The organism is Rossellomorea sp. GCM10028870 (assembly GCF_042666755.1).
Classification (GTDB): Bacteria; Bacillota; Bacilli; order Bacillales; family Bacillaceae_B; genus Rossellomorea.
This window is the reverse complement of record NZ_JBHTGN010000007.1, coordinates 13,828-35,897: the sequence shown is the minus strand read 5'-3', so window position 1 is coordinate 35,897 and position 22,070 is coordinate 13,828. Positions and strand designations below refer to the sequence as shown.

The following is a 22,070-nucleotide window of genomic DNA, read 5'->3' as shown; positions in this document are numbered from 1 at the left end:
TACTGTATTAGACAGGGTTTATCCCAAAAGGTTACAAGTGTTCCCGAATATGAGCACGAAGACACACGGGGATGTGCTGAACGTGTTTCTTTCTTCCTTTATATGGGCAAAGATTTATATATGTAAGGCAGATTACTTTTTAAAATCAGGAGGTTCAGTACAATAGAATTATAGAAAAAGAGCAGAGGAGCAAGGTATATGAAAAAATGGTTAGCGATTATTGGGTTTATTTCCTTACTACTAGTATCTGCTTGCGGTCCTTCAAATGCAACCGATAGCGGGGAACTTCCTGATGAAAATTGGGAAATCATTTCATCGAAAGCAGAAGGAACAAAAGTGAATATGTTTATGTGGGGCGGAGACGATGGAATTAACCGTTATATTGATGACGTAGTTGCTCCCATGCTGAAAGAAAAAAATAATATCGAGTTAAATCGGGTACCTTTAGACACACAAGAAATTCTTCAAAAACTACAAACAGAGAAACGGGCTGGCAAAGATAAAGGAACGATCGATATCGTGTGGATAAACGGAGAAAACTTTAAAAACGCAAAGGAAAATGATTTACTGGCAGGGCCTTTTACAGATAAGCTGCCGAACTATACAAAATTCTACGAGACTGAAAAAGCAGCGTATCAATATGATTTTGGAACGGAAACGGAAGGGTATGAAGCACCGTGGGGGAAAGTTCAATTTGTCTTCTTCTATAACAGTGAAAAAGTGAAAAATCCCCCCTCCAGCTTCGATGAATTAAAAGCATTCATGAAAGAGCATCCGGGGAAGTTTACCTATCCCAATCCGGCTGATTTCACCGGGAATGCATTTCTTCGACATCTTCTTTATGCTACATCTGACTCGGATTTAGCTCAGTCTTCATTCAACGAAGGAACAGCAGAGAAGATGGGGGAAGAGGTATGGAAAGAGCTGAATGAAATGAAGCCATTCTTGTGGCGAGAAGGAGAAACGTACCCCGCAACATTAACAGACCTTGATAAGTTATATAGCGGGGAAGAGGTTTGGATGACGATGGGATACAACGAAGCAAGGGCAGAGCATCTGATCAAGGATGGAGTGTTCCCGGAAAACACAAAGTCATTTATTTTAAACGATGTTGGATCTATCGGGAATACTCATTTTCTGGCAATTCCGTTCAATAGCCCCAACAAAGAGGGAGCGCTGGTGACCATCAATGAACTCCTCTCTCCTGAGGCTCAGTATGAGAAACTAAAGCCTGACTATTGGGGAGAAAGTTCACCCATTTCCTATGAAAAGCTGGATGAGGAATGGAGAAATAAATTTAAAAGCATCGATCGGGGAGAGAGTGTACTGGAGGCTTCTGTACTCGAAGAGAGCTTTAAGGGAGAGCTGGATGCGGAATATGTGGAATGGTTAAAGGATAACTGGATTCGTGAAGTGGCAGAGAGTCAATAACACATTTCTCCTCATTCCAGCCATTCTTTTTTTCATCCTTATTCCGGGACTTGGGATCGTACTTGCAATACTTGAGAGTGTCAGGAGTGGAGAAACCATCACATTCCAGCATTATGTGAATTTGTTTGAGGGGAAGCGATTTATGACATCCTTTCTCTTCAGTTTGATCGTGACCTCCATCTCAACCATCCTGTCCTTAATCATTGGCTTGGGGATCGTAAAGGCATTTTCCCCTTTACTAAAGGAAAATAAACATAAACTCCTTGTCTGGATTCCGATGCTGGTTCCCCATTTTGTATGGGCTTATCTCATCTACTTACTCTTTAATCAAAGTGGTTTTTTCTCCAATGTACTCGGGTTAACCGGTTGGATCGATGACCGGGGTCAATTCCCGATTCTGGTCCAGGACCGAAATGGGATTGGAATCATTATGACGTATGTCTGGAAGGAGGTCCCTTTTGTTACCCTGATGCTGTTACCCGTTTATACCACGCTTTCTAAAAAGTATAACGAGGTAGCTTCTTTATTGGGAGCGAATTTCTTGAAAGCGTTTTGGGTAGCAGAATGGCCATTTATCCTTCCCGTTCTCGTAGAAACCGGAGCCATTTTGTTCGCTTTCATTTTTACAGCATTTGAAGTGCCTCAGCTTCTGGGAGTGACTTCACCACAGATGATGGCCATCCTTGCTTACGACTGGTTTTACAGTGGCAGCTGGAGTGACCGGCCATTGGCGTTTGCCTCACTCGTATTTGTGGGACTGGGCATTGGGGTTGCGATGTGGCTCCTTATTTACATCACAAACAAGAAACGCCTGCACATTACAAAAGGGATTGGAAATTAGAGGTGTTCACATGAGAAAATCGTTATTCTACAGCATATCACTCGTTCTTTTTGTGTTCCCCCTCTTATTTCTAGTGTATAAAAGCTTTTTCGGTGTTTGGAGATGGGGGAGCCCTCTTCCTTTTGAACCTAGTTTAAGGGCATGGAAGGTGTTAATGAACGAGGGGGAATTCCTGGATTCGATCGGTGTCTCCATCTGGATTGCCATTATTGTATTGGCGGTAAACCTTCTGATTGGCGTTACTTCAGGAAGAGTGTTTTCCTTATCGTCGTTCAGAGGTAAATCCATCATTGAAGCATTTCTTATGCTGCCGCTATTCCTTCCCGTGTTAGTGGTGGCAATCGGGCTTCATATTACGTTCATACGATATGGACTTGCTGATCACTGGACGGGAGTCGCACTCGTCCACTTAGTGCCTACCATTCCATATAGTATCAAAATGTTCAAAACAGGTTATGAACGGATCGGCACGAAATTAATCGAGCAATCAGCCTTACTTGGGGGGAGAGCCTTTCAACGTTTTTACCATATTGAACTGCCCTTACTTCTTCCAAGTATACGAAGTGTTCTGTTTTTGACGATTGTAATCAGCTTAAGTCAATACGTCCTTACAGCGATTATAGGCGGAGGCAATGTCGTGACGCTGGCGATGGTCTATTATCCTTTTACCGATACGGCAGATGAAGCGGTAATGGCAGCCTTCTCCATCGTGTTCGCCCTCATTCCCGCCATGCTGTACATCATTCTGGAAGGGTGTTTGAAATTCATACTCCCTTATCAACATCCAAGAGGGAGGAAGAACCTTTGAATTCATTCATAGAAATTAATCAGTTAACCAAAACATTTAAAGATAAAGAGGTACTAACCAACGTTACGTTCTCATTAAACAAAGGCGAGATCCTCACATTGGTTGGAGCATCCGGGTCTGGTAAATCAACATTCCTTCGCATTCTCTCCGGGTTAGAGCCTGCGACAGAAGGGAATACGTATATTGATGGGAAAGATATCTCCTCTTTAAAGCCTCAAAAACGCCCCATTGGGATGGTCTTTCAACAGCCATTATTATTCCCTCATATGAATGTCCTGGAAAATGTCATGTACGGGCTGGAAATGAAAGAACGAAACAAAGGGAAAAACAAGAAAAAAGCCATGAACTATATTGAACGAGTAGGCCTCGATGAAGTAATGCATCATTATCCTTCTGAGCTTTCCGGTGGTCAGCAGCAACGGGTATCCCTGATACGATCTTTGATTTTAAAGCCGAAGCTTTTACTTTTAGACGAACCTTTCAGCAGTCTGGATTTGCAGCTAAGGAAGGAACTGAGGCAATGGGTACGACACATTTTTAAAGAAGAAGAAACAACCGTCATATTCGTCACGCATGATCGCGATGAAGCGTATGAACTTGGAGATCGAGTGGCTGTTTTACAGAGTGGCAGATTCTTGCAGATAGGAACACCGGAGGATATCTATTATCGGCCACACACTCCATTTGTGGCTTCTTTCATGAGTGATGGACTCACCCTGAATCAGCAGCAATTCATTCACGCCTCCAACATAAAAGTAAGTTGCAGCTCTGCCGACACGTCCCTGCTAAGATGGAAAGGAACAGTGAGGCAAAAATTATTTTTAGCCGGCACGAATCTCTATGAAGTATGGGTGGATGAACTGGAGCAAAAGCTAAACCTACCCATTGAACAAGACGCTTCTACTGAAGACATCTGGCTTTATGCAGAGGAAGAGAGCATCCAAACGTTTGAGAAAGAGGAATAGGAGGGAAGAAGAATGAAGAAGAAGGAGATCGGTAAGATCCTGTTGTTCATTACCATATTACTGATCCTCATGTGGCTGAGCCGGAATTTCTTTAACGTAAAGCCACATGACATCAGAGATTGGATAGTGTCCTTCGGTATTTGGGCTCCTATTGTTTTTATTGTCGTCTATACGATTCGCCCGTTGATTCTTTTTCCGGCTTCCATCCTTTCATTGGCTGCAGGTCTTGCTTTCGGTGCATTTGGAGGCTTCATATACATTTTGATCGGAGCTTTAGGTGGTGCAACGGTAGCCTATTATACTGCGAGCTTCCTTGGTGCGAAACTATTAAAAAGACCGTCTCCACGTATGATCAAGATCCGCGAGAAGATGGAGGAGAACGGTTTTGTGTATGTATTACTATTACGGCTCGTTCCGTTTTTAAACTTTGATCTCATCAGTTACCTTGCCGGCATGGGGAAGGTGAGATACATTTCATTCATTTTCGCTACAGCCATCGGGATTTTACCTGGTACGTTTGGGTATGTATTTCTGGGGTCAAGCTTGGTAGGAGAAGATCGAACGAATTTATATATCGCTATCGGCTTTTTCTTGATGATGATCATCGTGCCTTTAATCTTTAAGAAAAAAATGAAAGACTGGCTGGGATTATCGAGTAAAGATGACAAGTAAAGGATGGGAAATACATGTTAGATACGCATGCCCGTAAATGGGTGCAGCCAAGTATTGAGGGGACAGCACGTTTGTTTTTGAAAAGGGGATTATCAGCCAATCAGGTGACGTTAATTGCTTTTATAGTAGGTTCAGCTACAGGTCTGGTCTATTATTTTGGATTCCCGATCTTAGCCGTACTCTTATTATGGTTATCCGGCTTTTTGGACGCAGTCGATGGTACCATGGCCCGATTAACGAAGCCCTCCCCCTTTGGAACCGTCATGGATGTCACTTTTGATCGAATCGTCGAGATCAGTGTCATTCTGGGCGTTGCTTTCATACACCCTGAGATTATGTGGGCGCTTCTGTTACTGAGCGTATCCATCATTATTTCCATGACGATTTTCCTGACAGTAGGAGCCGTATCAGAGAAACAGGGAATGAAATCCTTTTATTATCAGGCAGGACTTGCTGAGAGGACGGAAGGATTCATTCTGTTCAGTGCCATGATGATATTTCCGTCCATCGTCCTGTGGACCACCTTATTGTTTTTTGCAGTAGAATTGTTCACGGGCTTACAGCGATTTCTAGAAGCGAAACGTTTACTTTCATAAGGAGGAGAGATGAAGATGGATCAATACGATTTGATAGTAATAGGGGGAGGAGCGGGTGGACTGACCGTTGCATCAGGAGCCGCTTCTCTGGGAGCAAAAGTGGCACTCATCGAAAAAAGCGGCCTTTTGGGCGGAGACTGCCTTCACTTTGGGTGCGTTCCATCCAAGGCATTCATCCAATCGGCGAGAGAAGTGGCTGCGATCCGGGCAAGCAATGATTATGGTTTCGATACAAAGGGTTCAGTCGATATGAAAAAGGTAAGGGCGAGGGTCAAAGAAGCCATTGCCCATATTCAACAACATGACGATCCCGATCGATTCCTGCAATTAGGGGTCGATATTTACTTCGGGGGAGCAGAATTTCTTGATCCTCATACGATTTTAGTGGAAAAAGAGGACCGGATATCCGGGAAGAGAATAGTCGTTGCAACAGGGTCAAGTCCTCTCATTCCTGGAATCCAAGGCTTGGAAGACGTTGAGTATCATACGAATGAAACGGTATTTGAAGTAGATGAGCTGCCCCGCCGAGTCGTATTTATCGGAGGGGGCCCGATTGGTTTAGAACTGGCACAAGCATTTTCTCACCTTGGATCAGAAGCAGTCGTCCTTGAAAAAAATGATGAGATATTAGGGAAAGAGGATAAAGAAATCCGTGAAGTAGCCACAGACCTATTAGAAAAGGATATTCAGTTTGTTTATGGAGCGGAAATCGAACGTGTATCCGAGAGGGACGGGGAGAAAGTGGTCCACTATGTGCAAGACGGTGTAGAGCATACGGTGGAAGGGGATTTATTGTTTCTGGCTGCCGGACGGAAACCTGGTACGGATTCTTTGAACCTATCTGCTGCCGGAGTAGAAGTGGACAATCGGGGCTTCATCAAAGTGAATGACGAACTAAGAACCAACCATTCTCATATATTCGCGATTGGAGACGTCAATGGTCGATATCCATTCACCCACAGTGCAGGAATGGAAGGGAAGCTTGTCGTCCAAAATGCAGTGTTTGGCTTGAAACGCAAGGTTTCCTATAACAAACTGCCGTGGACAACCTATACGACACCTGAGGTCTTTCATATTGGGCTGACCGAGGAAGAGGCTCTTGAACAAGGATTAGAATACAAAGTCTATAAGAAAACATTGGACGAAGTCGATCGATTCGTCGCAGACCATCGAACAGAAGGTCTCATAAAAATCATCACAGACGGGAGCGGGAAGATCCTCGGCGCCCACGCAGTCGGATCCGGTGCAGGAGACTGGATGCAGCCTATCGTGTTTGCCATGGAAAAAGGAAGCAAAATCGGCGCACTGTCCAATATGGTCTATCCTTACCCGAATCACGCTGCAGCCGTCCAGCAGGTAGCGGATCTCTATTGGAGAGAGAAGTTGTTTGATGGTGTACTGCCGGTGATTAGTAAGAAGTTTGTTGAAATTTTCAGATGATAGATATAGAAAGCGCGACTGCTGGGAGGTGGTTGCGTTTTTTGTTGGTGAATGTGCGGATTGCGGTGAGGGTAAGGTGTGGGGTGTGGTATGACGCGTGTTCACAATTTGGCACAACAAACGCTAAAAGTGGCACAAGTTTGCTCGAAAGTGGCACAACACACGAGCTTATCCTCTCAAAATACATATTATATTTGGAAAAATAAAGGATTTTTCGATTCTATGTCGAATAGATAGATTAAGAAATAGGAGGAGTTGATAAATTGATCGCTAAAAACAGAGAAATCCCGCGGAGAATCTTAATGAATGAAGTATTATTAGAAAGATGACGGCCCACCCATTCTCTCTGGGAGATCATTAAAACAGATTTGGCAAAGCGAAAGGCCGGTTATCGGGGAGAGTTGCAATTAGATTACCATCTGAAGTTTATATCTCAAGATAAAAATATGATGATCTTGCATGATCTACGCTTAGAAATAGATGACCGTTACTTCCAAATCGACAGCCTCATCCTGACTCCATATGTCGTGATACTCCTGGAAGTTAAACACATAGCTGGTATATACACCTTAGACTCAAGGTTCGATCAAGCTATCCGAAAGTTTGAAGATAAAGAAGAAGCTTTCAGCCATCCTGTCACCCAGGTAGAACGCCAGAAAAAGCAGTTGCTCCGTTGGTTGACAAAAATGAAAATCCCCTCAATCCCTATCACAACTCTGGTCGTCATGACAAATCGCTCGACTGTCCTAAATACATTCTCTCCTCACGAAAAGTATACTAATGTAATCAGGGTGGAAAATGTAGAGGAAAGAATCCTATCCCTGCTCACAGCATATAGAAAAGAACATCCTTCCTTTAAACAAGTTAGAAAAGCGTCCGCCTTATTAGTAAAAAAGCATGAACCTCTCATAGCATTCCCCGAAGAAATCTATGGTATCTCCCGAGAGGAAATCATTACAGGAGTACAATGTCCAGAATGTCGGCACTTGCCCATGTTAAGAAAATATGGTCATTGGCAGTGTCTGAAATGCGGGGGGAAATCAAAGAACGCACATAAATCAGCCCTATTGGACTATTCTTTGTTGCTGGGAGACGAAATTACGAATAAACAGCTAAGAAAATTTCTCCATTTGGAATCCAGAAAGACGGCTCTCAAAATACTCCAGTCCATGAATCTCCCCTCAACCGGTACTACAAACAACATAACCTACTACATCACCCACCATACCGACGAACAAACCGCTCATCAATCCAATTCTTCATACGCCAAGCCCATCCACTGACTAACGAAAACGATCCGTATGTCAAAAAGCCTCTCTTATCACCCACCGACATAATCGCAAGGTAGCGTTCCTGGGGCTCAAAAGGAATGATTGTTCCGGTTGCCGCAGCTCCGTTCAGGTTTTTCCACAGAACAGGTCCTTGGCGTACAGCTGTCACCCCATTTTTCGGAATATCCGGAAAGTCCTTTAAAGTCGCGCAATCCCCGGTTCCAAATACGTTGGGATATTCCACTGATTGAAGATAGCTGTTCACCAGCAGAAAACCTTTTTCATCTGTCGGTAAAATGCTGCTCCCGAATAGGGGAGGTGCTTTAGGTCCTCCTAAAAAAATCACTTCATCGTAGTCGATGCTTGTGCCGTTATCTGCATATACGCGAGTATCATCTACTTTTTCAACGCGCCCCTGATGTAGCTCAACCCCATTTGAAAGAGTAAGCCCTGTTATTTTTTTCGAAGAATGGGAACCGGCTTTTTCTAAGAGGGGGGAGGAATGAACAACCGTTACCATATGTTCCTTAAAGCCGTTGTCCACCTTCCATGCCTTCAATGACAATGCCATTTCAATACTCGCCGCCCCGCCTCCGATAAAGACGGTTTTCCTGCTGTTATACAACTTCTCTATTTGCTCAGGGAATTGATAGTTTGGTTTGATCGGAAGATTGTGTTCATGTAAGCCCTCGATTTCCAATGAGTCATTGCGGGATCCAATGTCGAAGGAAACAAAGTCGTAAGTGAAGATGTCCCCTTTGTCCGTTAGAAGATTTTGCTGATCAGGGTCGATCGATAGAACGGTCCTTTCGACGAATTCACACTCAGCGCTCTCACACAATCGCTTTAAATCGATTCGCGTTTCCTCTAAAGAATAGATCCCTTCCGTATATCCGGAGAACATTCCTGAATAATATTGATAACGTGAAGGGGAAATGAGGACCCACTTCACGTTATCATCCTGATTTTCTCTCCGTTTTTTTAAGCAATGCAGGTGACTGTGTCCGCCACCGACTAAGATGATTGTTTTCATAATGAATCTCCTTTATAGAGGACGTTGTTCCTCCCATTCTTCTCGAATCAAGCCCATACGGATAGAGTCGTAGTATACTCCATTGTAATAACGGCATTTTCTCATTCTTCCTTCGAGTTTCATCCCGATTTTTTCAGCGGCCTTCATCATCCGTTCATTCCCTGACCAGGTGGTGATGCCAACACGGCCGATTTCCTTTGTTTGAAACAAGTGGTCCACCCAGAGGGATAGCGCTTCTGTTCCGTAGCCGCCGTTCCAATAAGAGGGGTCATAAATCACGATGCCGGCTTCAAGCCATCTTGTGGGTTCGAATTCCCAATAGTATCCGACGGTTCCGATTGTCTTTCCGTTTACTTCAATGATGCGTTGAAATTCATCGCTGCGACTTTTATTCTTTATGGAGGATTCCATGTACTCTTCACGTGTTAAGCGTTTATGCTCAAAATAAGGGGCATCCCATTTCTTCCATTCGGGAGAAGGATCTCCATAAATATAGTCCCATAGAGTAGAAAGATCTCTTTCTTCTATTTTTCTAAGTGTTACACGCTGACTTGTTATTTTCAATTCATGAGCACTCCTTTAATATGTCAATATTTCCATTATACAGAAAATAGCGTTTTCATGAGGAAAGCTCGTTTAATCGAAAAAAAAGAATGGGTGCCAGATATGAACGAATCACTGTAGAAGGAAGCAGTTCGATGGATTTAGTGGTCACCTCGTCAAACGGATACTTGCGGGGGATAAGTAGTCGTAGCCTTTCAACAAGAAAACAGAGGTCCGTCCCTCATATAGGGACGGACCTCCTTAAATCAGCTTGCTTTTATTTTAGAGAGAGGTACTTTTTTTTTCAGTGTCAGTTTGTCCACAATCGATGTGATCGCACCATCACCCGTTACGTTACACGCAGTTCCAAAGCTGTCTTGTGCAAGGTAAAGGGCAATCATGAGGGATGTCATCGTTGGTCCGAACCCTAACATTGATTCAAGTAAACCCAGGGCAGCCATGACAGCTCCACCAGGAACACCAGGTGCCGCAATCATCGTGATTCCAAGCATCAGAATGAATGGGAATAACTGAGTGAACTGTAAGGCTTCACCTTGAATGAACATGACGGCCATGGCACAGCTGACAAGGGTAATCGTACTACCTGATAGATGGATCGTTGCCAAAAGAGGTACAGAGAAATCTGCAATACGTTCCCTGGAACCGATTTTCTTTGAGCGCTCAAGCGTTACGGGAATCGTAGACGCGGAAGATTGAGTCCCCAGTGCCGTAAAGTAAGCTGGCAGCATGCTTTTCATCATAGATAGCGGGTTTTGTTTTCTTAACGTTCCAGCCGTTGTATATTGTAAAATTAAAAAGACTACATGTAAAAGAATGATCATAACAAATACTTTAGCGAATACAGACATGATGGCACTGACTTGTCCACCTTGAGTCATGTTCGCGAAAATTCCAAGAATATGAACCGGTAAGAGCGGAATAATGATTTTTTCAATCACAAGTTCAATGATGTTTCTGAATTCATTCATGCCCTTTTGAAGAGCGTCTCCCTTAATGGCAGCCATTCCAAGACCAATGGTGAAGGCGATGAGTAAAGCCGTCATAACGCCCATGATAGGTGGCATTTCCACTGTGAAGAACCCTTTGAGAAGTGCTTCTTCGGGATTTTCGAATGATTGAGACGTTTGATTTGCTAACAAAGTTGGGTAAATAGACTTCGCAACCGTAAAGGCGAGTAAGCCGGCTAACACCGTGGAACCATAGGCGAGAGCTGTGGTTAAACCGAGCAGCTTTCCTGCTCCTTTCCCCATGGATCCGATTCCTGGAGCAATAAATCCTATAATGATTAATGGAATAGCGAATCCGAGGAAATTACCGAATAATCCATTAAACGTAACGAAAATTTTAACGAACGACTCTGGTGCATACGCTCCAATGACAATACCTAATGCAATACCTAAGAGGATCTTAGGCAGTAAACCTAGCTTTCTCATCCTGGTGTCCTCCTTGAAAATACAAATGTTTTTAATAGAAAGATTGTACACCTTATAGGGGGATATTTTAATAGCTTTTTAAATAGGCGAAATCTTAAGTGTATTCAGAATAATGTTGTTGACTCCCTGTCGCAGGACTAGTTTTCCTTTGCATACATATATAATGGGCTTTGACTTAAATGTCTTTCGAATCAAGACAAATGTGGTAATTTTTATTTTCCATAGGAATCATTCTTTCCCTTTCCCATGAAAGTGATAAAATAGAAACATCTATTGTGAATATTGGAGGTAACTCATACATGAAAACGAAGTTATGCTTGCTGTACGGCGGTAAATCTGCTGAACATAATGTATCCCTGCAAACAGCCAAGGCCGTGATCGGTGCTTTGGACTTAAATAAATATGAAATTCACCCTGTTTTCATTTCAACGGAAGGCCGATGGATCAAAGGTCCACAACTGAATGCTCCCGTTGAAGATGTGAAGGCACTACAATTTAAGGATGGGGAAGAGATTGCCCCCAATGCCTTAAGTACATCCATCGCTCCTTCAGAATCAGAAGGCTACGACATGATCTTCCCGTTACTTCACGGACCGAATGGGGAAGATGGAACGGTTCAAGGGATGCTTGAACTATTGAATCTTCCATATGTAGGAAACGGTGTCCTTGCTTCATCAGCAGGTATGGATAAAGTCATCATGAAGAATCTTTTTGCACAAGCGGGCATTCCGCAAGTGAATTACACATGGTTCATCCGCAGCACATGGAAAGGAAATCCTGAGTCCGCATACAAACAAGTGGAAGATGAGATTGGCTACCCTTGTTTTGTGAAGCCTGCTAACTTAGGTTCATCAGTGGGAATCAGCAAATGTACGTCTCGTGAAGAACTGCAAACGGCTTTTGAGGAAGCATTCCAGTTCGACCGTAAAATTATCATTGAAGAAGGCGTGAAAGCGCGTGAAATCGAGCTTGGCGTACTTGGGAATGATCAACCTGAATGCTCAGTCGCAGGTGAGATCGTACCTAAAAAAGACTTCTATGATTATAAGGCGAAATATGAGGATGGAGATACTGCCCTCATCATCCCTGCAGAAATAGAGGGAAGCATTTACAATGAAATGAAGAAAATCGCGATTCAATCGTATAAAGCCCTTGATTGTTCAGGACTTGTGCGTGCAGACTTCTTCTTAACAGAAGATGGTCAAATTTATATGAATGAAGTCAACACGATGCCTGGCTTCACGCCATTCAGTATGTTCCCGCTTCTTTGGAAGCACACAGGGGTTGACTATCCTACTTTGATCGGTAAATTAGTGGAGCTTGGTTTAGAACGATATCAAGACAAACAAACAATTAAACATACGATGTAATACGCGATACTTGGGACTGACCAGAAGATTTACCGTCTAAAGGCAGTCCCTGCTCTGTTTTCATTAAAAAGAGTAAAAGGAGAAAGCGAATGTTTGAGAAAAAAATGAAAGATATATGCAACATGCTTGATGTTAAAAACAATCTTTCCAAATTTGAATCGGTTGTGATAAAAGGTGTTTCCATCGATACGAGAAAGATTGAGGACGCTAATCTGTTCGTACCTTTTAAAGGGGAAAACGTAGATGGTCATCAGTTTGTCCGACAGGCAATTGAAAATGGTGCGTCTGCCTCTCTTTGGGATATCAATGTTCCTAATCCACCTGAGGATATTCCCGTAATAGTGGTGGAAGATCCACTGCTTGCCCTTCAGTCCTTGGCGAATCAATATCGTCATGAACTGGATTTAAAGGTAGTCGGCATTACAGGAAGCAATGGAAAAACAACTACCAAGGATATTGTGGCAAACCTTTTATCAGTGAAATATCGAGTTCATAAAACACAAGGGAACTATAATAACCACATCGGACTTCCATTAACGATCCTTTCTCTGCCGCAGGATTCTGAAGTGGCTGTACTTGAAATGGGAATGAGTGGATTCGGCGAGATTGAACTTCTATCAGAGATTTCCCAGCCTGATGCTGCCATCATCACGAACATTGGTGAATCACATCTTCAGGATCTAGGCTCACGAGAAGGAATTGCCAAGGCCAAGCTTGAGATTGTGAAGGGACTAAAGTCGGATGGTTTATTTGCTTATTATGGAGATGAACCACTTCTGCAGGATGGTGTTAAGGAACTCAACCTGAAGCATGTGGAGACCTTCGGAAGAAGCGGAAACAATACGATTTACCCGACGAAAATCGAAATGAATAACCAGGGAAGTTATTTTGAAACTTCGCTAGCTGAAGGAGAAACCTTCTTTCTACCAGTATTAGGGATTCATAATATCCACAACGCTCTAGCCGGGCTTCTGATCGCCCGTAAATTTGGCCTCAGTGTGGATGAAATGAAAGAAGGTTTACAGTCGTTAAAGCTGACTCAAATGAGAATGGAAATGGTGGAAGGAAAGAAAGGCGAAAGCATCATTAACGATGCCTATAATGCCAGCCCTACCTCCATGAAAGCTGCGATCCAGCTTGTATCAGAGCTTGAGGGCTATAAGACAAAAATCCTGGTGCTTGGTGATATGCTTGAACTTGGCGATCAGGAAGAAGAATTTCATCAGCAGATTGGACGATTGATTGATCCGGATAAAATACAACATGTATTTACATTTGGACATTTAGGAAACTTTATAGGTAAGGGTGTCCTTGAGAATTTCTCTGTTGATCGTGTGCACTCTTTTACAGATAAAGAGAGCCTGACAAAAGAGTTGTCCTCCCTTATTAAAGGGGATGAGCTGGTTTTATTTAAGGCATCCAGGGGAATGAAACTTGAAGAAGTCATCGATGGATTAAGAGCCTAAATTTATTCTGACTTCCAAGTTTAAACCTTTATAGAAATGAACAAAATGAGCTTGTAGTTGATGGGAGATTGGCTCGCTCCCCACCTTTAGAAAAGTAAGAGGGGATAACATGATCGGTTGTTTACTAATCCATGGATTTACTGGGAGCCCTTTTGAAGTAGAGCCTCTGGCAGATTTTCTTCAAGAGAGGACAGACTGGGAAATCGTTGTGCCAACTCTGCCTGGTCATGGTGAAACCCTTGAGCTGAAAGGGGTTAAACATATTGAATGGATTGAGCATGCTGAGGATGAGCTTCAAACGCTTATAGAGAAATGCGATGAGGTTTATGTAATCGGCTTCTCCATGGGTGGATTGATTGCTTCGTATCTTTCAGTGAAATATGAAGTCAGTAAGCTTGTGCTTTTAAGTGCGGCAGCTTACTATGTAAATGTGAAACAGTTACTGAAAGATATTGGAAATATGATCAAAGAAGGAATCCAAGGAAACATACTTGAAAACGAGCTTTACAACCGGTACAAATGGAAGGTGACAAAAACCCCAATTCTGTCCACATACGAATTTAGAAAAGTCGTTCGTATTGCTCGTCCACTCCTGAAAAAGGTTAACATCCCAACCTTTATTGCCCAAGGAGAGATTGATGGAATAGTCCCCCCTAAAGCTGCAAAATATATATACGAGACTATTTCTTCCCAAGAAAAAAACCTATTTTATTCCCCTAAAGCAAAACACTTGATATGTCATAGTGAAGATAAGCATGAACTTTTTGAAGGGATCTACCAATTCCTACTAAATGAATAGATTGACTATTTGACATTAGATTGAAATTCGTTTCTAGAAGTGGTAACATAGCTACAACATAGTTCTTATTTTGTTGGACGTGCTAGCTCTTCTATTTTGAAGAGTGTATTTTTTTGTACCAAACATAAAACTAAACATCTCATATAGACGGTTTTAGATTAGATACCGAAGTCTTTCGGTGGGTAAGATTTCGTTCCGACCTAAAAATATAATCAGATATTGATTAGTTATAAAAGATGTAAATTAAAGGAGAATGTAACATTGACTAAGTTTGCAGATTTAAACTTAAGCGCATCTACGTTAAAATCAATTAAACGTATGGGCTTTGAAGAAGCAACACCAATTCAGGCAAGTACGATTCCAGTCGGTTTAGAAGGTAAGGATATTATCGGTCAGGCACAAACTGGAACAGGTAAAACAACAGCATTTGGTATCCCTATGATCGAGAAGATCGATGTGAAAAATCCAAACGTTCAAGCTCTTATCATTGCACCAACTCGTGAACTTGCCATCCAAGTTTCTGAAGAGTTATATCGTATCGGAGCTGACAAGCGTGCCCGCGTGTTATCTGTCTACGGAGGACAGGACATCCAACGTCAAATCCGCGCGATGAAAAAGAACCCTCATATCATCGTAGGTACACCAGGTCGTCTTCTTGACCATATCAAACGTAAAACACTCAACCTTGAAAACGTTGAAACCTTAGTACTTGACGAAGCAGACGAAATGCTGAACATGGGCTTCATCGAAGACATCGAAAGCATTCTTGAGACTGTTCCAAGCACAAGACAAACACTTCTGTTCTCTGCCACAATGCCGGATCCGATCCGACGCATTGCAAACCGTTTCATGACAGAGCCTGAAGTAATCAAAGTAAAATCCAAAGAAGTAACGGTTTCGAACATCGAACAATACTTCACGAAAGTAAGCGAAAAAGAAAAATTCGATACTCTTTCCCGTTTAATCGACGTTCAATCACCGGAACTTGCGATTGTATTCGGTCGTACAAAGCGTAGAGTAGACGAATTAGCGCGTGCTCTTAGCATCCGCGGCTACCTGGCTGAAGGAATTCACGGAGATCTTTCTCAAGCTCGTCGTATGACGGTTCTTAAGAAGTTCAAAGAGGGACGCATCGACATCTTGATCGCTACAGACGTTGCCGCTCGTGGGTTGGATATCTCCGGCGTAACGCATGTTTACAACTTTGATATTCCTCAAGATCCTGAAAGTTACGTTCACCGTATCGGACGTACAGGTCGTGCAGGTAAGAAGGGTATGTCCATCACTTTTGTAACACCAAGAGAAATGGGTTACCTGAAGATCGTTGAACAAACAACGAAGAAGAAAATGACGGCTCTTAAGCCACCTAGCTTAAACGAAGCCCTTGAAGGTCAACAACGCTTAGCTCTTGAAAAATTAGCTGAAGCGGCGAAAGAAAGTGATCTTAAGGATTACTATCCATTAGCAGAAGAATTCCTGGGAGATCATGATCCTGTTCAAGCGGTAGCAGCAGCGATCCGTGTCCTGACGAAAGAGCCGGATACAACACCAGTTGAAATCACTGAAGAGCGTCCATTACCATCAAGAGGTGGCGGAAATCGTGGCGGCGGTAATCGCGGCGGTGGCTACAAAGGTGGAGCACGCAGCGGTAAAGGTGGAAGTCGTGGCGGATCACCACGCAGCGGCGGTGGAAATCGCGGAGGCGGAAGCCGTGGCGGAGATCGTAACCGTACTGGCGGCGGCAGACCACAATCTTCAAGCAAACGTAAATCTTATAACAATTCTTGATTTTGATTGAGAATGGGAACACGATGACCTTTGGGTTGTCGTGTTTTTTGTTGTTGGTTAGATTAGGTATCGGAATGGGGGCAAGGTTCGTTGTTGGTTTCCAATCTTTACTAAAAGACGCGATTATTGTGTGGAACGACGCAATTAAGGTGAAAAAAGACGCAATAAATTAAAAAAAGACGCAATTAAGGTGAGAAAAGACGCAATTATTCAGATATCGACGCAATTAAACCCCAATAAGACGCAATTAGTGAAAAACTGTTGATTTTTTAATTGAAAAGAAGGGTTTTTTAAGCCTGTGGCGAACTAGAGTAAGCAGAACCTTAAAGGAGAGTGATCAATTGATCTGTAAAGAACTCAAAGTCCCTATCAATATTGAAAATTGCCAAGCATTATTATGGCGCCTGCCTCTCAATCATCAAAAGATTCCCATCGTAGATAAGGATTTAAAGAAAAGAAAAGCAGGTTACAACGGTGAAGCAACCGTCTACTACCACCTCAGCTTCTTGAAAGACAAGAAATATAAAATCTTTTATGATATAAGGCTTCCTCTATTCTCAAACTACTTCCAAATAGATTTCCTCATCCTCACTCCATTCTACATTTTAATTATCGAAGTGAAGAACATCTCAGGAATAGTCACCATTGATCCATTCATAAGACAGCTTACCCGTACTTATAAAGGATTACCAGAAGGATTCTCTGACCCGATCTCCCAGGTTCAAAGACAAAAATTATTACTGCAAAAATGGTTCAGTGTCCACAAGCTGAAGCACCCTCCCATCGAACACCTCGTTGTTTTCAGCAACCCATCAACTATCTTAAATTTCACCAAAACCCCACCAGCTGACTCACCTTACAGAAAAATCATTCATGCCCAAAATATAATAGACAATATCAAAGATTTAAATGAGATATACGTAAAAGAAGCCATGACTGATAAAGAAATGAACAAAATGAAGAAAACCATTTTGAAAAAACATGAAGAATCTGAGCTAGACTTTATGGAGACATATTCTCTTACCCGAAGCGATATTGTGACTGGGGTCCGATGTGAAAACTGCCATCACATACCAATGATTAGAGTAAGTGGAGCATGGTCTTGCGTTAAATGTGGTAGTTCATCTAGATATGGGATTATTTCTTACTACTAAGTGATCGCATAACCAATCGCGAACTGAGGAGTTTCTTGCATCTGAACTCACGAAACACCGCCTATAAAATATTGAAAACCCTTCAATTAGAAACAAAAGGAGGGACAAAGTCTGTCACCTATTCAAAACCAACGAGATAAATCCCCCCATTACGCACATACTAACCCCAAAAAGGAGTCCACCCCACATGACACTCGTAAAGTTAGGCTATGTTGCCATGAGTATGAACCTCCAGAATGCATCACCTTCCCAAACCATGACCTATAAGCAGTTTTCCGGGATCAAGGATCGTGAGGCCGCTATTCATAAACTTGAACGGATCGCCAAATCGAATCTTGAAAATTGCTTGCGGCTTTTGAAGCATAATGTATTGAACGAAATTCATTTTTTCCGGTTTAGTTCAAGGTTGATCCCCCTTGCGAATCATCCTGAATTGAAAGGATGGGATTTCATATCTCCGTTAAAGGATGAGCTCAGAGCGATTGAAGAATACCTGAAGCTTCATCCCATGAGGGTGGGGTTTCATCCTGATCATTTTGTCTTGCTCAATTCCAGCGATGTGGATGTGTTAAAAAATACGCTGAAGACGTTAAAAATGCATGAGGCATTATTAAAAGGGATGGGAATCGATCCAACTCACCGCTGTGTTCTCCATGTTGGCGGGGCTTATGAGGATAAAGAGAAGGCACTTGAGCAATTCATCCATAATTGGGGTCTGACTCCCGTTTCTCTTCAACAAATGATCATTCTCGAAAATGATGATACGGTTTTCAGTGCAGCTGATGCCCTCTATCTATGTGAAAAGCTCGGGATTCCCCAAGTATTTGATTACCATCATCACCTTGCTTATAACGAAAGGGATTGGTTGTTGGATTGGGAGAGGATCGTTGGAACGTGGAGCCAGTCATCATTACCTGTAAAGATGCATATTTCAAGTCCCCGTTCCCAGGAAGATTTCAAAGCCCATGCCGATTTCATCGACCCTAGGATGTTTCTTGATTTTCTTCAAGGAATAAAGGGTTCGGTGGATGAAATTGATTGTATGATAGAAGCGAAGAAAAAGGATGACGCATTGTTCCGGTTAGTGGAAGATCTGCAAGGGATTGATGGGATTGAGTGGGTGGATAAAAGTTCGTTTTATCTAAAATAGGCAAATCTCCCAAAGCTTTCTCCTTAATCTGAAACCATCTCTGTTCCAAATCGTAAATATACTGTAAGATTTAGTAAAAGAGAGAAGTGAGGGGGATGGGGATGATTGGAGAGCCTCAAAAGAGAATATCGCCAAAGGCTTTAAAGGTTTGGAAGATATATGGCGTGTTTGAAACATTGGTTGTGGCAGCTGTAGCAGCAGGAGCGATTGTTCTTACTGTGTTGTTTGATTGGCCTCAATGGATCATTGCAGTTGCAGTGGGAATGTTCATTCTATTTACATATTTGTTTGTTTTCTTTATTCCGACGATCAAATGGAAGAGATGGAGATATGAAGTGAGGGAGCAGGAAATTGAGCTCCAAAGAGGGATATTTATCGTGAAACGCACATTGGTACCGATGGTGAGGGTTCAACATGTTGATACGGTGCAGGGCCCAATTTTAAAAAAGTATCGGTTAGCGACGATCACGATTTCGACTGCAGCGACGGTTCATGAGATTCCGGCACTGGATATGGAGGAAGCGGATGGTTTGAGAAACTCCATTTCACAACTAGCGAGGGTGGCGGAAGATGATGTCTGAGCACAAGAGACTGCACCCTATTTCAGCTGTAGCGAATTTTGTAAAACAGTTGAAGGATTTGATCGTTCCTTTTGTCTTTTTATTTGTATTGAATAACCGGGGAGAGAAGACAGGTTTTTGGGATTATATGCCTGTTATATCGATGGCGGTAGTTCTTGTGTTCGTTCTGGTCACAGGGATTGTGAAGTGGCTTCGATTTACGTATCGAGTGGAAGAAGGAGAGCTTCGGATCGAATACGGACTATTCGTTAAAAAGAAGAGGTATATCCCTATTGACCGGATTCAGAGTTTGAATTTCTCTGAAGGTATTCTGCATCGCCCTTTTGGGTTGGTCAAGGTGAAGGTCGAAACGGCCGGGTCTTCCAATCCGCGGGAATCAGAAGCGGAACTGACAGCTATTTTTAAAGAAGAAGCATTAGAGTTAGAGGATATGATCTATCGGGAGAAGAAGGGGCATGATGTAACCGAGGATCTTTTTGAAGAAGGTACGGAGATTTTGAAAGAAGAAGAACCCTTTTTCAACCTCAGTTCGAAAGACATTTGGGTACTTGCTACGACTTCAGGAGGGATAGGCGTCATTATTTCCGGGGTGTTTGTTTTCTTATCCCAATTTAATGAGTTCATTCCGTACGAAGCTGTGTATGATGAGCTGGCTGTTTTTGTGAAAAGCGGCGTGTTTGTCGTTTCGGTGATGGCCTTCTTGGGGTTGCTTGTTGCCTGGCTATTATCGATTGCTTGGACATTCATTATTTATGGTGATTTCAGGATTAAAATTGTAGATGATCACATCGTCATGACAAGAGGGCTTCTGGAGAAGAAGCAGGTGACTGTTCCATTAAATCGTGTTCAAGGCATCCGGGTAGTGGAAAATCCAATCAGGCAGCCATTGGGTTATTGCACCGTCCATATTGAAAATGCAGGTGGATCTGTATTGGAGAAAGACAGTACGAGTATAAAATTATTCCCGATTGTTAAAAAGAAGAGGATTCCTGAATTATTAAAAGACTTATTTCCAGATTACGTCATCCATGATGAGTTTAAGAGGTTACCCGGGCGTTCCTTAAGAAGATATGTGTTCCGACAGTCGATATGGGTAGTGATTCCGACCGCTGCTGCCTGTTTTCTCTACTGGCCATATGGTCTTTGGGTTGGCCTGTTGATGATTCCATTCGGGATTCTTGGATACTTCCAATACCGTGCCGGGGGCTGGAAGATTGCGGATGGTCAATTATCATTACAGTATAGGGGCGTATTGAAAAATACGATGCATATAAAGAAAAGTCGCATACAATCTTTGGACACCCATGAAAGCTGGTTCCAATCGAGAAAAGACTTGGGCAGTCTCAGGACAACGATAAAATCTGGAGAGACTGGTTATGCGAGCCCAATCCGGGATCTTGAAAAGAAGGACATCCAAACCATTGTTACTTGGTTTTCTCATAGTGTGTAAACGATAAAAGTGACCCGGGATTTGCTACGGGTCACTTTTGTTTTGTTCTTATTTTTTTCCTGCAATCCATCCGATCACAAAGCCGCCGATTAAACCAAAGATATGAGCAGTTATGTTGATTCCGGACTGCATGAAGGTCATGACCACCCCGATGACGACGATGGGTAAGATGATTTGACGGCTTTCTCTTGTGATGAAATGATTCTTTAAAATAATCATGGCGATGTAAAAGCCGAATAAACCAAAAATTGCTCCCGATGCTCCCACATGACTATACGTAAGAGGCTTGATGAGATACGTAATGATATTAGCAAATACACCGCTTGCTAAATAAAGACCGACAAACTTTGCTTTTCCAAGATGTTTCTCCAGGGGTGGGCCGAACAGTACAAGGGAAAATGAGTTGAATAGCAGATGAGCGAATCCCAAATGTACAAAGATAGGGGTGACAAGTCTCCACCATTCTCCCTCGCTTATAAATAAATTCACACCGGCCAGCTGCTCGTACACCCACAGTTGTGGAAAAATAGGAAGGGCACTGACAAAGTATAAGGCGATATGAATGAATACAATCAGGGAAATAATAGGATAGAACCGTAAAAATTGAGAAAAACTTTCTGTCCGGACAAACATATTGTATCCTCCTAGGTAGGTTGTTCTTTTTATATCAATACTAAATCAGATTTTATAAAAAACGCAGTTAATATTATAGTATAAGAAAACGTCGAAAATCACGAGTATAGTTCATTATACAAATATGCAACACAGGACAAGAGTAGAAGGGGAACCGCATATGATAAAAGGAATAGGATTGGACATCGTTGAAACAGGACGCATTCAGAAGATGATTGAACGGCAGCCAAAGTTCGTTAAGAGAATTTTAACAGCTAAGGAGGAGGATGCATTCTATACTTTAAGCGAACAACGGAAGGTTGAGTTTGCAGCAGGGCGATTTGCAGCCAAAGAAGCTTTTGCAAAGGCGAATGGAACCGGGATCGGAACAGCGCTCTCCTTTCAGGATATTGAAATCAGTAAGGACCCGAATGGAAAGCCATATTTTTCAAAGCCGGAGGGGGCGAATGCCCATCTATCCATCACCCATAGCCGGGAATTTGCGGCTGCACAGGTGATCATCGAAGAGTAAAATTATTTCAAGCTTGTCATCTTCACTAGCATAATCCCTTAGGTTGTCTCATATATTCAGTAGTGCAATAGGAGAGACAAGGCCAGGTGTTTAACAATCGCGGTTCTTTGGCGA

The 22,070-nt window shown here is 42.6% G+C and carries 21 protein-coding genes; 17 read left to right on the top strand and 4 right to left on the bottom strand.

Going from position 1 to position 22,070, the window contains the following annotated elements:
• Positions 1 to 198 precede the first annotated feature (198 nt).
• The 8 genes from ACFQWC_RS21915 (at position 199) to ACFQWC_RS21880 (ending at position 8,036) form a co-directional block, all read left to right on the top strand.
• Positions 199 to 1,431, top strand: a complete 1,233-nt coding sequence (locus ACFQWC_RS21915) for an ABC transporter substrate-binding protein (RefSeq protein ID WP_341357247.1) — start codon at positions 199 to 201, stop codon at positions 1,429 to 1,431.
• The gene (locus tag ACFQWC_RS21910) at positions 1,409 to 2,272 is read left to right on the top strand and encodes an ABC transporter permease (RefSeq protein WP_377109081.1); all 864 of its coding nucleotides are present in this window, start codon (positions 1,409 to 1,411) and stop codon (positions 2,270 to 2,272) included. The genes ACFQWC_RS21915 and ACFQWC_RS21910 overlap by 23 nt, the downstream gene beginning before the upstream one ends.
• A 10-nt stretch (positions 2,273 to 2,282) precedes the next feature.
• A complete protein-coding gene (locus ACFQWC_RS21905; RefSeq protein ID WP_299746682.1) occupies positions 2,283 to 3,080 on the top strand; it encodes an ABC transporter permease in 798 nt (265 codons plus the stop codon).
• Complete coding sequence (locus ACFQWC_RS21900; protein ID WP_377109079.1) at positions 3,077 to 4,045, top strand: ABC transporter ATP-binding protein; 969 nt, start codon at positions 3,077 to 3,079, stop codon at positions 4,043 to 4,045. The genes ACFQWC_RS21905 and ACFQWC_RS21900 overlap by 4 nt, the downstream gene beginning before the upstream one ends.
• A gap of 12 nt (positions 4,046 to 4,057) precedes the next feature.
• Positions 4,058 to 4,717, top strand: coding sequence for a TVP38/TMEM64 family protein (locus ACFQWC_RS21895; protein ID WP_299746677.1), 660 nt, complete (start codon positions 4,058 to 4,060; stop codon positions 4,715 to 4,717).
• Positions 4,718 to 4,731: 14 nt separating this feature from the next.
• Positions 4,732 to 5,313, top strand: a complete 582-nt coding sequence (locus ACFQWC_RS21890) for a CDP-alcohol phosphatidyltransferase family protein (protein ID WP_299746674.1) — start codon at positions 4,732 to 4,734, stop codon at positions 5,311 to 5,313.
• Positions 5,314 to 5,328: 15 nt separating this feature from the next.
• Entirely contained in the window at positions 5,329 to 6,753 is a 1,425-nt protein-coding gene (locus ACFQWC_RS21885) for a dihydrolipoyl dehydrogenase family protein (RefSeq protein ID WP_341357250.1), read from the top strand.
• 368 nt (positions 6,754 to 7,121) lie between these two features.
• Complete coding sequence (locus ACFQWC_RS21880; protein WP_377109077.1) at positions 7,122 to 8,036, top strand: nuclease-related domain-containing protein; 915 nt, start codon at positions 7,122 to 7,124, stop codon at positions 8,034 to 8,036.
• On the opposite strand, the gene ACFQWC_RS21875 is transcribed toward ACFQWC_RS21880, so the two are convergent.
• From ACFQWC_RS21875 to ACFQWC_RS21865, 3 genes are all read right to left on the bottom strand, one after another.
• Positions 7,969 to 9,057 (bottom strand): NAD(P)/FAD-dependent oxidoreductase, encoded by a 1,089-nt coding sequence (locus ACFQWC_RS21875; protein ID WP_341357252.1) that lies wholly within the window; start codon positions 9,055 to 9,057, stop codon positions 7,969 to 7,971. The genes ACFQWC_RS21880 and ACFQWC_RS21875 overlap by 68 nt on opposite strands.
• A gap of 12 nt (positions 9,058 to 9,069) precedes the next feature.
• Complete coding sequence (locus ACFQWC_RS21870) at positions 9,070 to 9,621, bottom strand: GNAT family N-acetyltransferase (protein ID WP_299746665.1); 552 nt, start codon at positions 9,619 to 9,621, stop codon at positions 9,070 to 9,072.
• A 245-nt stretch (positions 9,622 to 9,866) separates the two neighbouring features.
• Positions 9,867 to 11,054 (bottom strand): dicarboxylate/amino acid:cation symporter, encoded by a 1,188-nt coding sequence (locus ACFQWC_RS21865; protein WP_299746662.1) that lies wholly within the window; start codon positions 11,052 to 11,054, stop codon positions 9,867 to 9,869.
• Positions 11,055 to 11,353: 299 nt separating this feature from the next.
• Here ACFQWC_RS21865 and ACFQWC_RS21860 point away from each other — a divergent pair, with 299 nt between their 5' ends.
• The 8 genes from ACFQWC_RS21860 to ACFQWC_RS21825 all read left to right on the top strand — a co-directional run bounded on the left by ACFQWC_RS21860 (position 11,354) and on the right by ACFQWC_RS21825 (position 20,812).
• Positions 11,354 to 12,424 (top strand): D-alanine--D-alanine ligase, encoded by a 1,071-nt coding sequence (locus ACFQWC_RS21860; protein WP_299746659.1) that lies wholly within the window; start codon positions 11,354 to 11,356, stop codon positions 12,422 to 12,424.
• Between the two features lie 89 nt (positions 12,425 to 12,513).
• The gene (locus ACFQWC_RS21855; RefSeq protein ID WP_377109075.1) at positions 12,514 to 13,890 is read left to right on the top strand and encodes a UDP-N-acetylmuramoyl-tripeptide--D-alanyl-D-alanine ligase; all 1,377 of its coding nucleotides are present in this window, start codon (positions 12,514 to 12,516) and stop codon (positions 13,888 to 13,890) included.
• Between the two features lie 109 nt (positions 13,891 to 13,999).
• On the top strand, positions 14,000 to 14,689 hold the full coding sequence (locus tag ACFQWC_RS21850; protein ID WP_299746653.1) for an alpha/beta hydrolase: 690 nt from the start codon (positions 14,000 to 14,002) through the stop codon (positions 14,687 to 14,689).
• Between the two features lie 261 nt (positions 14,690 to 14,950).
• The gene (gene cshA / locus ACFQWC_RS21845) at positions 14,951 to 16,477 is read left to right on the top strand and encodes a degradosome RNA helicase CshA (protein WP_299746651.1); all 1,527 of its coding nucleotides are present in this window, start codon (positions 14,951 to 14,953) and stop codon (positions 16,475 to 16,477) included.
• Positions 16,478 to 16,818: 341 nt separating this feature from the next.
• Positions 16,819 to 17,631, top strand: coding sequence for a nuclease-related domain-containing protein (locus ACFQWC_RS21840; RefSeq protein ID WP_377109074.1), 813 nt, complete (start codon positions 16,819 to 16,821; stop codon positions 17,629 to 17,631).
• 187 nt (positions 17,632 to 17,818) lie between these two features.
• Positions 17,819 to 18,781 (top strand): UV DNA damage repair endonuclease UvsE, encoded by a 963-nt coding sequence (gene uvsE / locus ACFQWC_RS21835; RefSeq protein WP_299746645.1) that lies wholly within the window; start codon positions 17,819 to 17,821, stop codon positions 18,779 to 18,781.
• 101 nt (positions 18,782 to 18,882) lie between these two features.
• Entirely contained in the window at positions 18,883 to 19,362 is a 480-nt protein-coding gene (locus ACFQWC_RS21830; protein WP_299746642.1) for a PH domain-containing protein, read from the top strand.
• A complete protein-coding gene (locus tag ACFQWC_RS21825) occupies positions 19,355 to 20,812 on the top strand; it encodes a PH domain-containing protein (protein WP_377109072.1) in 1,458 nt (485 codons plus the stop codon). Before ACFQWC_RS21830 ends, ACFQWC_RS21825 begins: the two co-directional genes overlap by 8 nt.
• A 48-nt stretch (positions 20,813 to 20,860) precedes the next feature.
• Here ACFQWC_RS21825 and ACFQWC_RS21820 read toward each other — a convergent pair whose 3' ends face one another.
• A complete protein-coding gene (locus ACFQWC_RS21820) occupies positions 20,861 to 21,445 on the bottom strand; it encodes a rhomboid family intramembrane serine protease (protein ID WP_299746636.1) in 585 nt (194 codons plus the stop codon).
• Positions 21,446 to 21,605: 160 nt separating this feature from the next.
• Here ACFQWC_RS21820 and acpS point away from each other — a divergent pair, with 160 nt between their 5' ends.
• Positions 21,606 to 21,956: a holo-ACP synthase gene (gene acpS / locus ACFQWC_RS21815; protein WP_299746633.1), complete on the top strand. Its 351-nt coding sequence runs from the start codon at positions 21,606 to 21,608 to the stop codon at positions 21,954 to 21,956.
• Positions 21,957 to 22,070: the final 114 nt, after the last annotated feature.

Excerpts from the sequence above, each read along its gene's own strand:
- ACFQWC_RS21915 (WP_341357247.1), top strand. The coding sequence starts at position 199 with ATGAAAAAATGGTTAGCGATTATTGGGTTTATTTCCTTACTACTAGTA.
- ACFQWC_RS21895 (WP_299746677.1), top strand. The coding sequence starts at position 4,058 with ATGAAGAAGAAGGAGATCGGTAAGATCCTGTTGTTCATTACCATATTA.
- ACFQWC_RS21820 (WP_299746636.1), bottom strand. The coding sequence starts at position 21,445 with ATGTTTGTCCGGACAGAAAGTTTTTCTCAATTTTTACGGTTCTATCCT.
- ACFQWC_RS21825 (WP_377109072.1), top strand. The coding sequence starts at position 19,355 with ATGTCTGAGCACAAGAGACTGCACCCTATTTCAGCTGTAGCGAATTTT.
- ACFQWC_RS21830 (WP_299746642.1), top strand. The coding sequence starts at position 18,883 with ATGATTGGAGAGCCTCAAAAGAGAATATCGCCAAAGGCTTTAAAGGTT.
- ACFQWC_RS21890 (WP_299746674.1), top strand. The coding sequence starts at position 4,732 with ATGTTAGATACGCATGCCCGTAAATGGGTGCAGCCAAGTATTGAGGGG.
- acpS (WP_299746633.1), top strand. The coding sequence starts at position 21,606 with ATGATAAAAGGAATAGGATTGGACATCGTTGAAACAGGACGCATTCAG.
- ACFQWC_RS21850 (WP_299746653.1), top strand. The coding sequence starts at position 14,000 with ATGATCGGTTGTTTACTAATCCATGGATTTACTGGGAGCCCTTTTGAA.
- uvsE (WP_299746645.1), top strand. The coding sequence starts at position 17,819 with ATGACACTCGTAAAGTTAGGCTATGTTGCCATGAGTATGAACCTCCAG.
- ACFQWC_RS21885 (WP_341357250.1), top strand. The coding sequence starts at position 5,329 with ATGGATCAATACGATTTGATAGTAATAGGGGGAGGAGCGGGTGGACTG.
- ACFQWC_RS21875 (WP_341357252.1), bottom strand. The coding sequence starts at position 9,057 with ATGAAAACAATCATCTTAGTCGGTGGCGGACACAGTCACCTGCATTGC.
- ACFQWC_RS21855 (WP_377109075.1), top strand. The coding sequence starts at position 12,514 with ATGTTTGAGAAAAAAATGAAAGATATATGCAACATGCTTGATGTTAAA.
- ACFQWC_RS21905 (WP_299746682.1), top strand. The coding sequence starts at position 2,283 with ATGAGAAAATCGTTATTCTACAGCATATCACTCGTTCTTTTTGTGTTC.
- ACFQWC_RS21865 (WP_299746662.1), bottom strand. The coding sequence starts at position 11,054 with ATGAGAAAGCTAGGTTTACTGCCTAAGATCCTCTTAGGTATTGCATTA.
- ACFQWC_RS21860 (WP_299746659.1), top strand. The coding sequence starts at position 11,354 with ATGAAAACGAAGTTATGCTTGCTGTACGGCGGTAAATCTGCTGAACAT.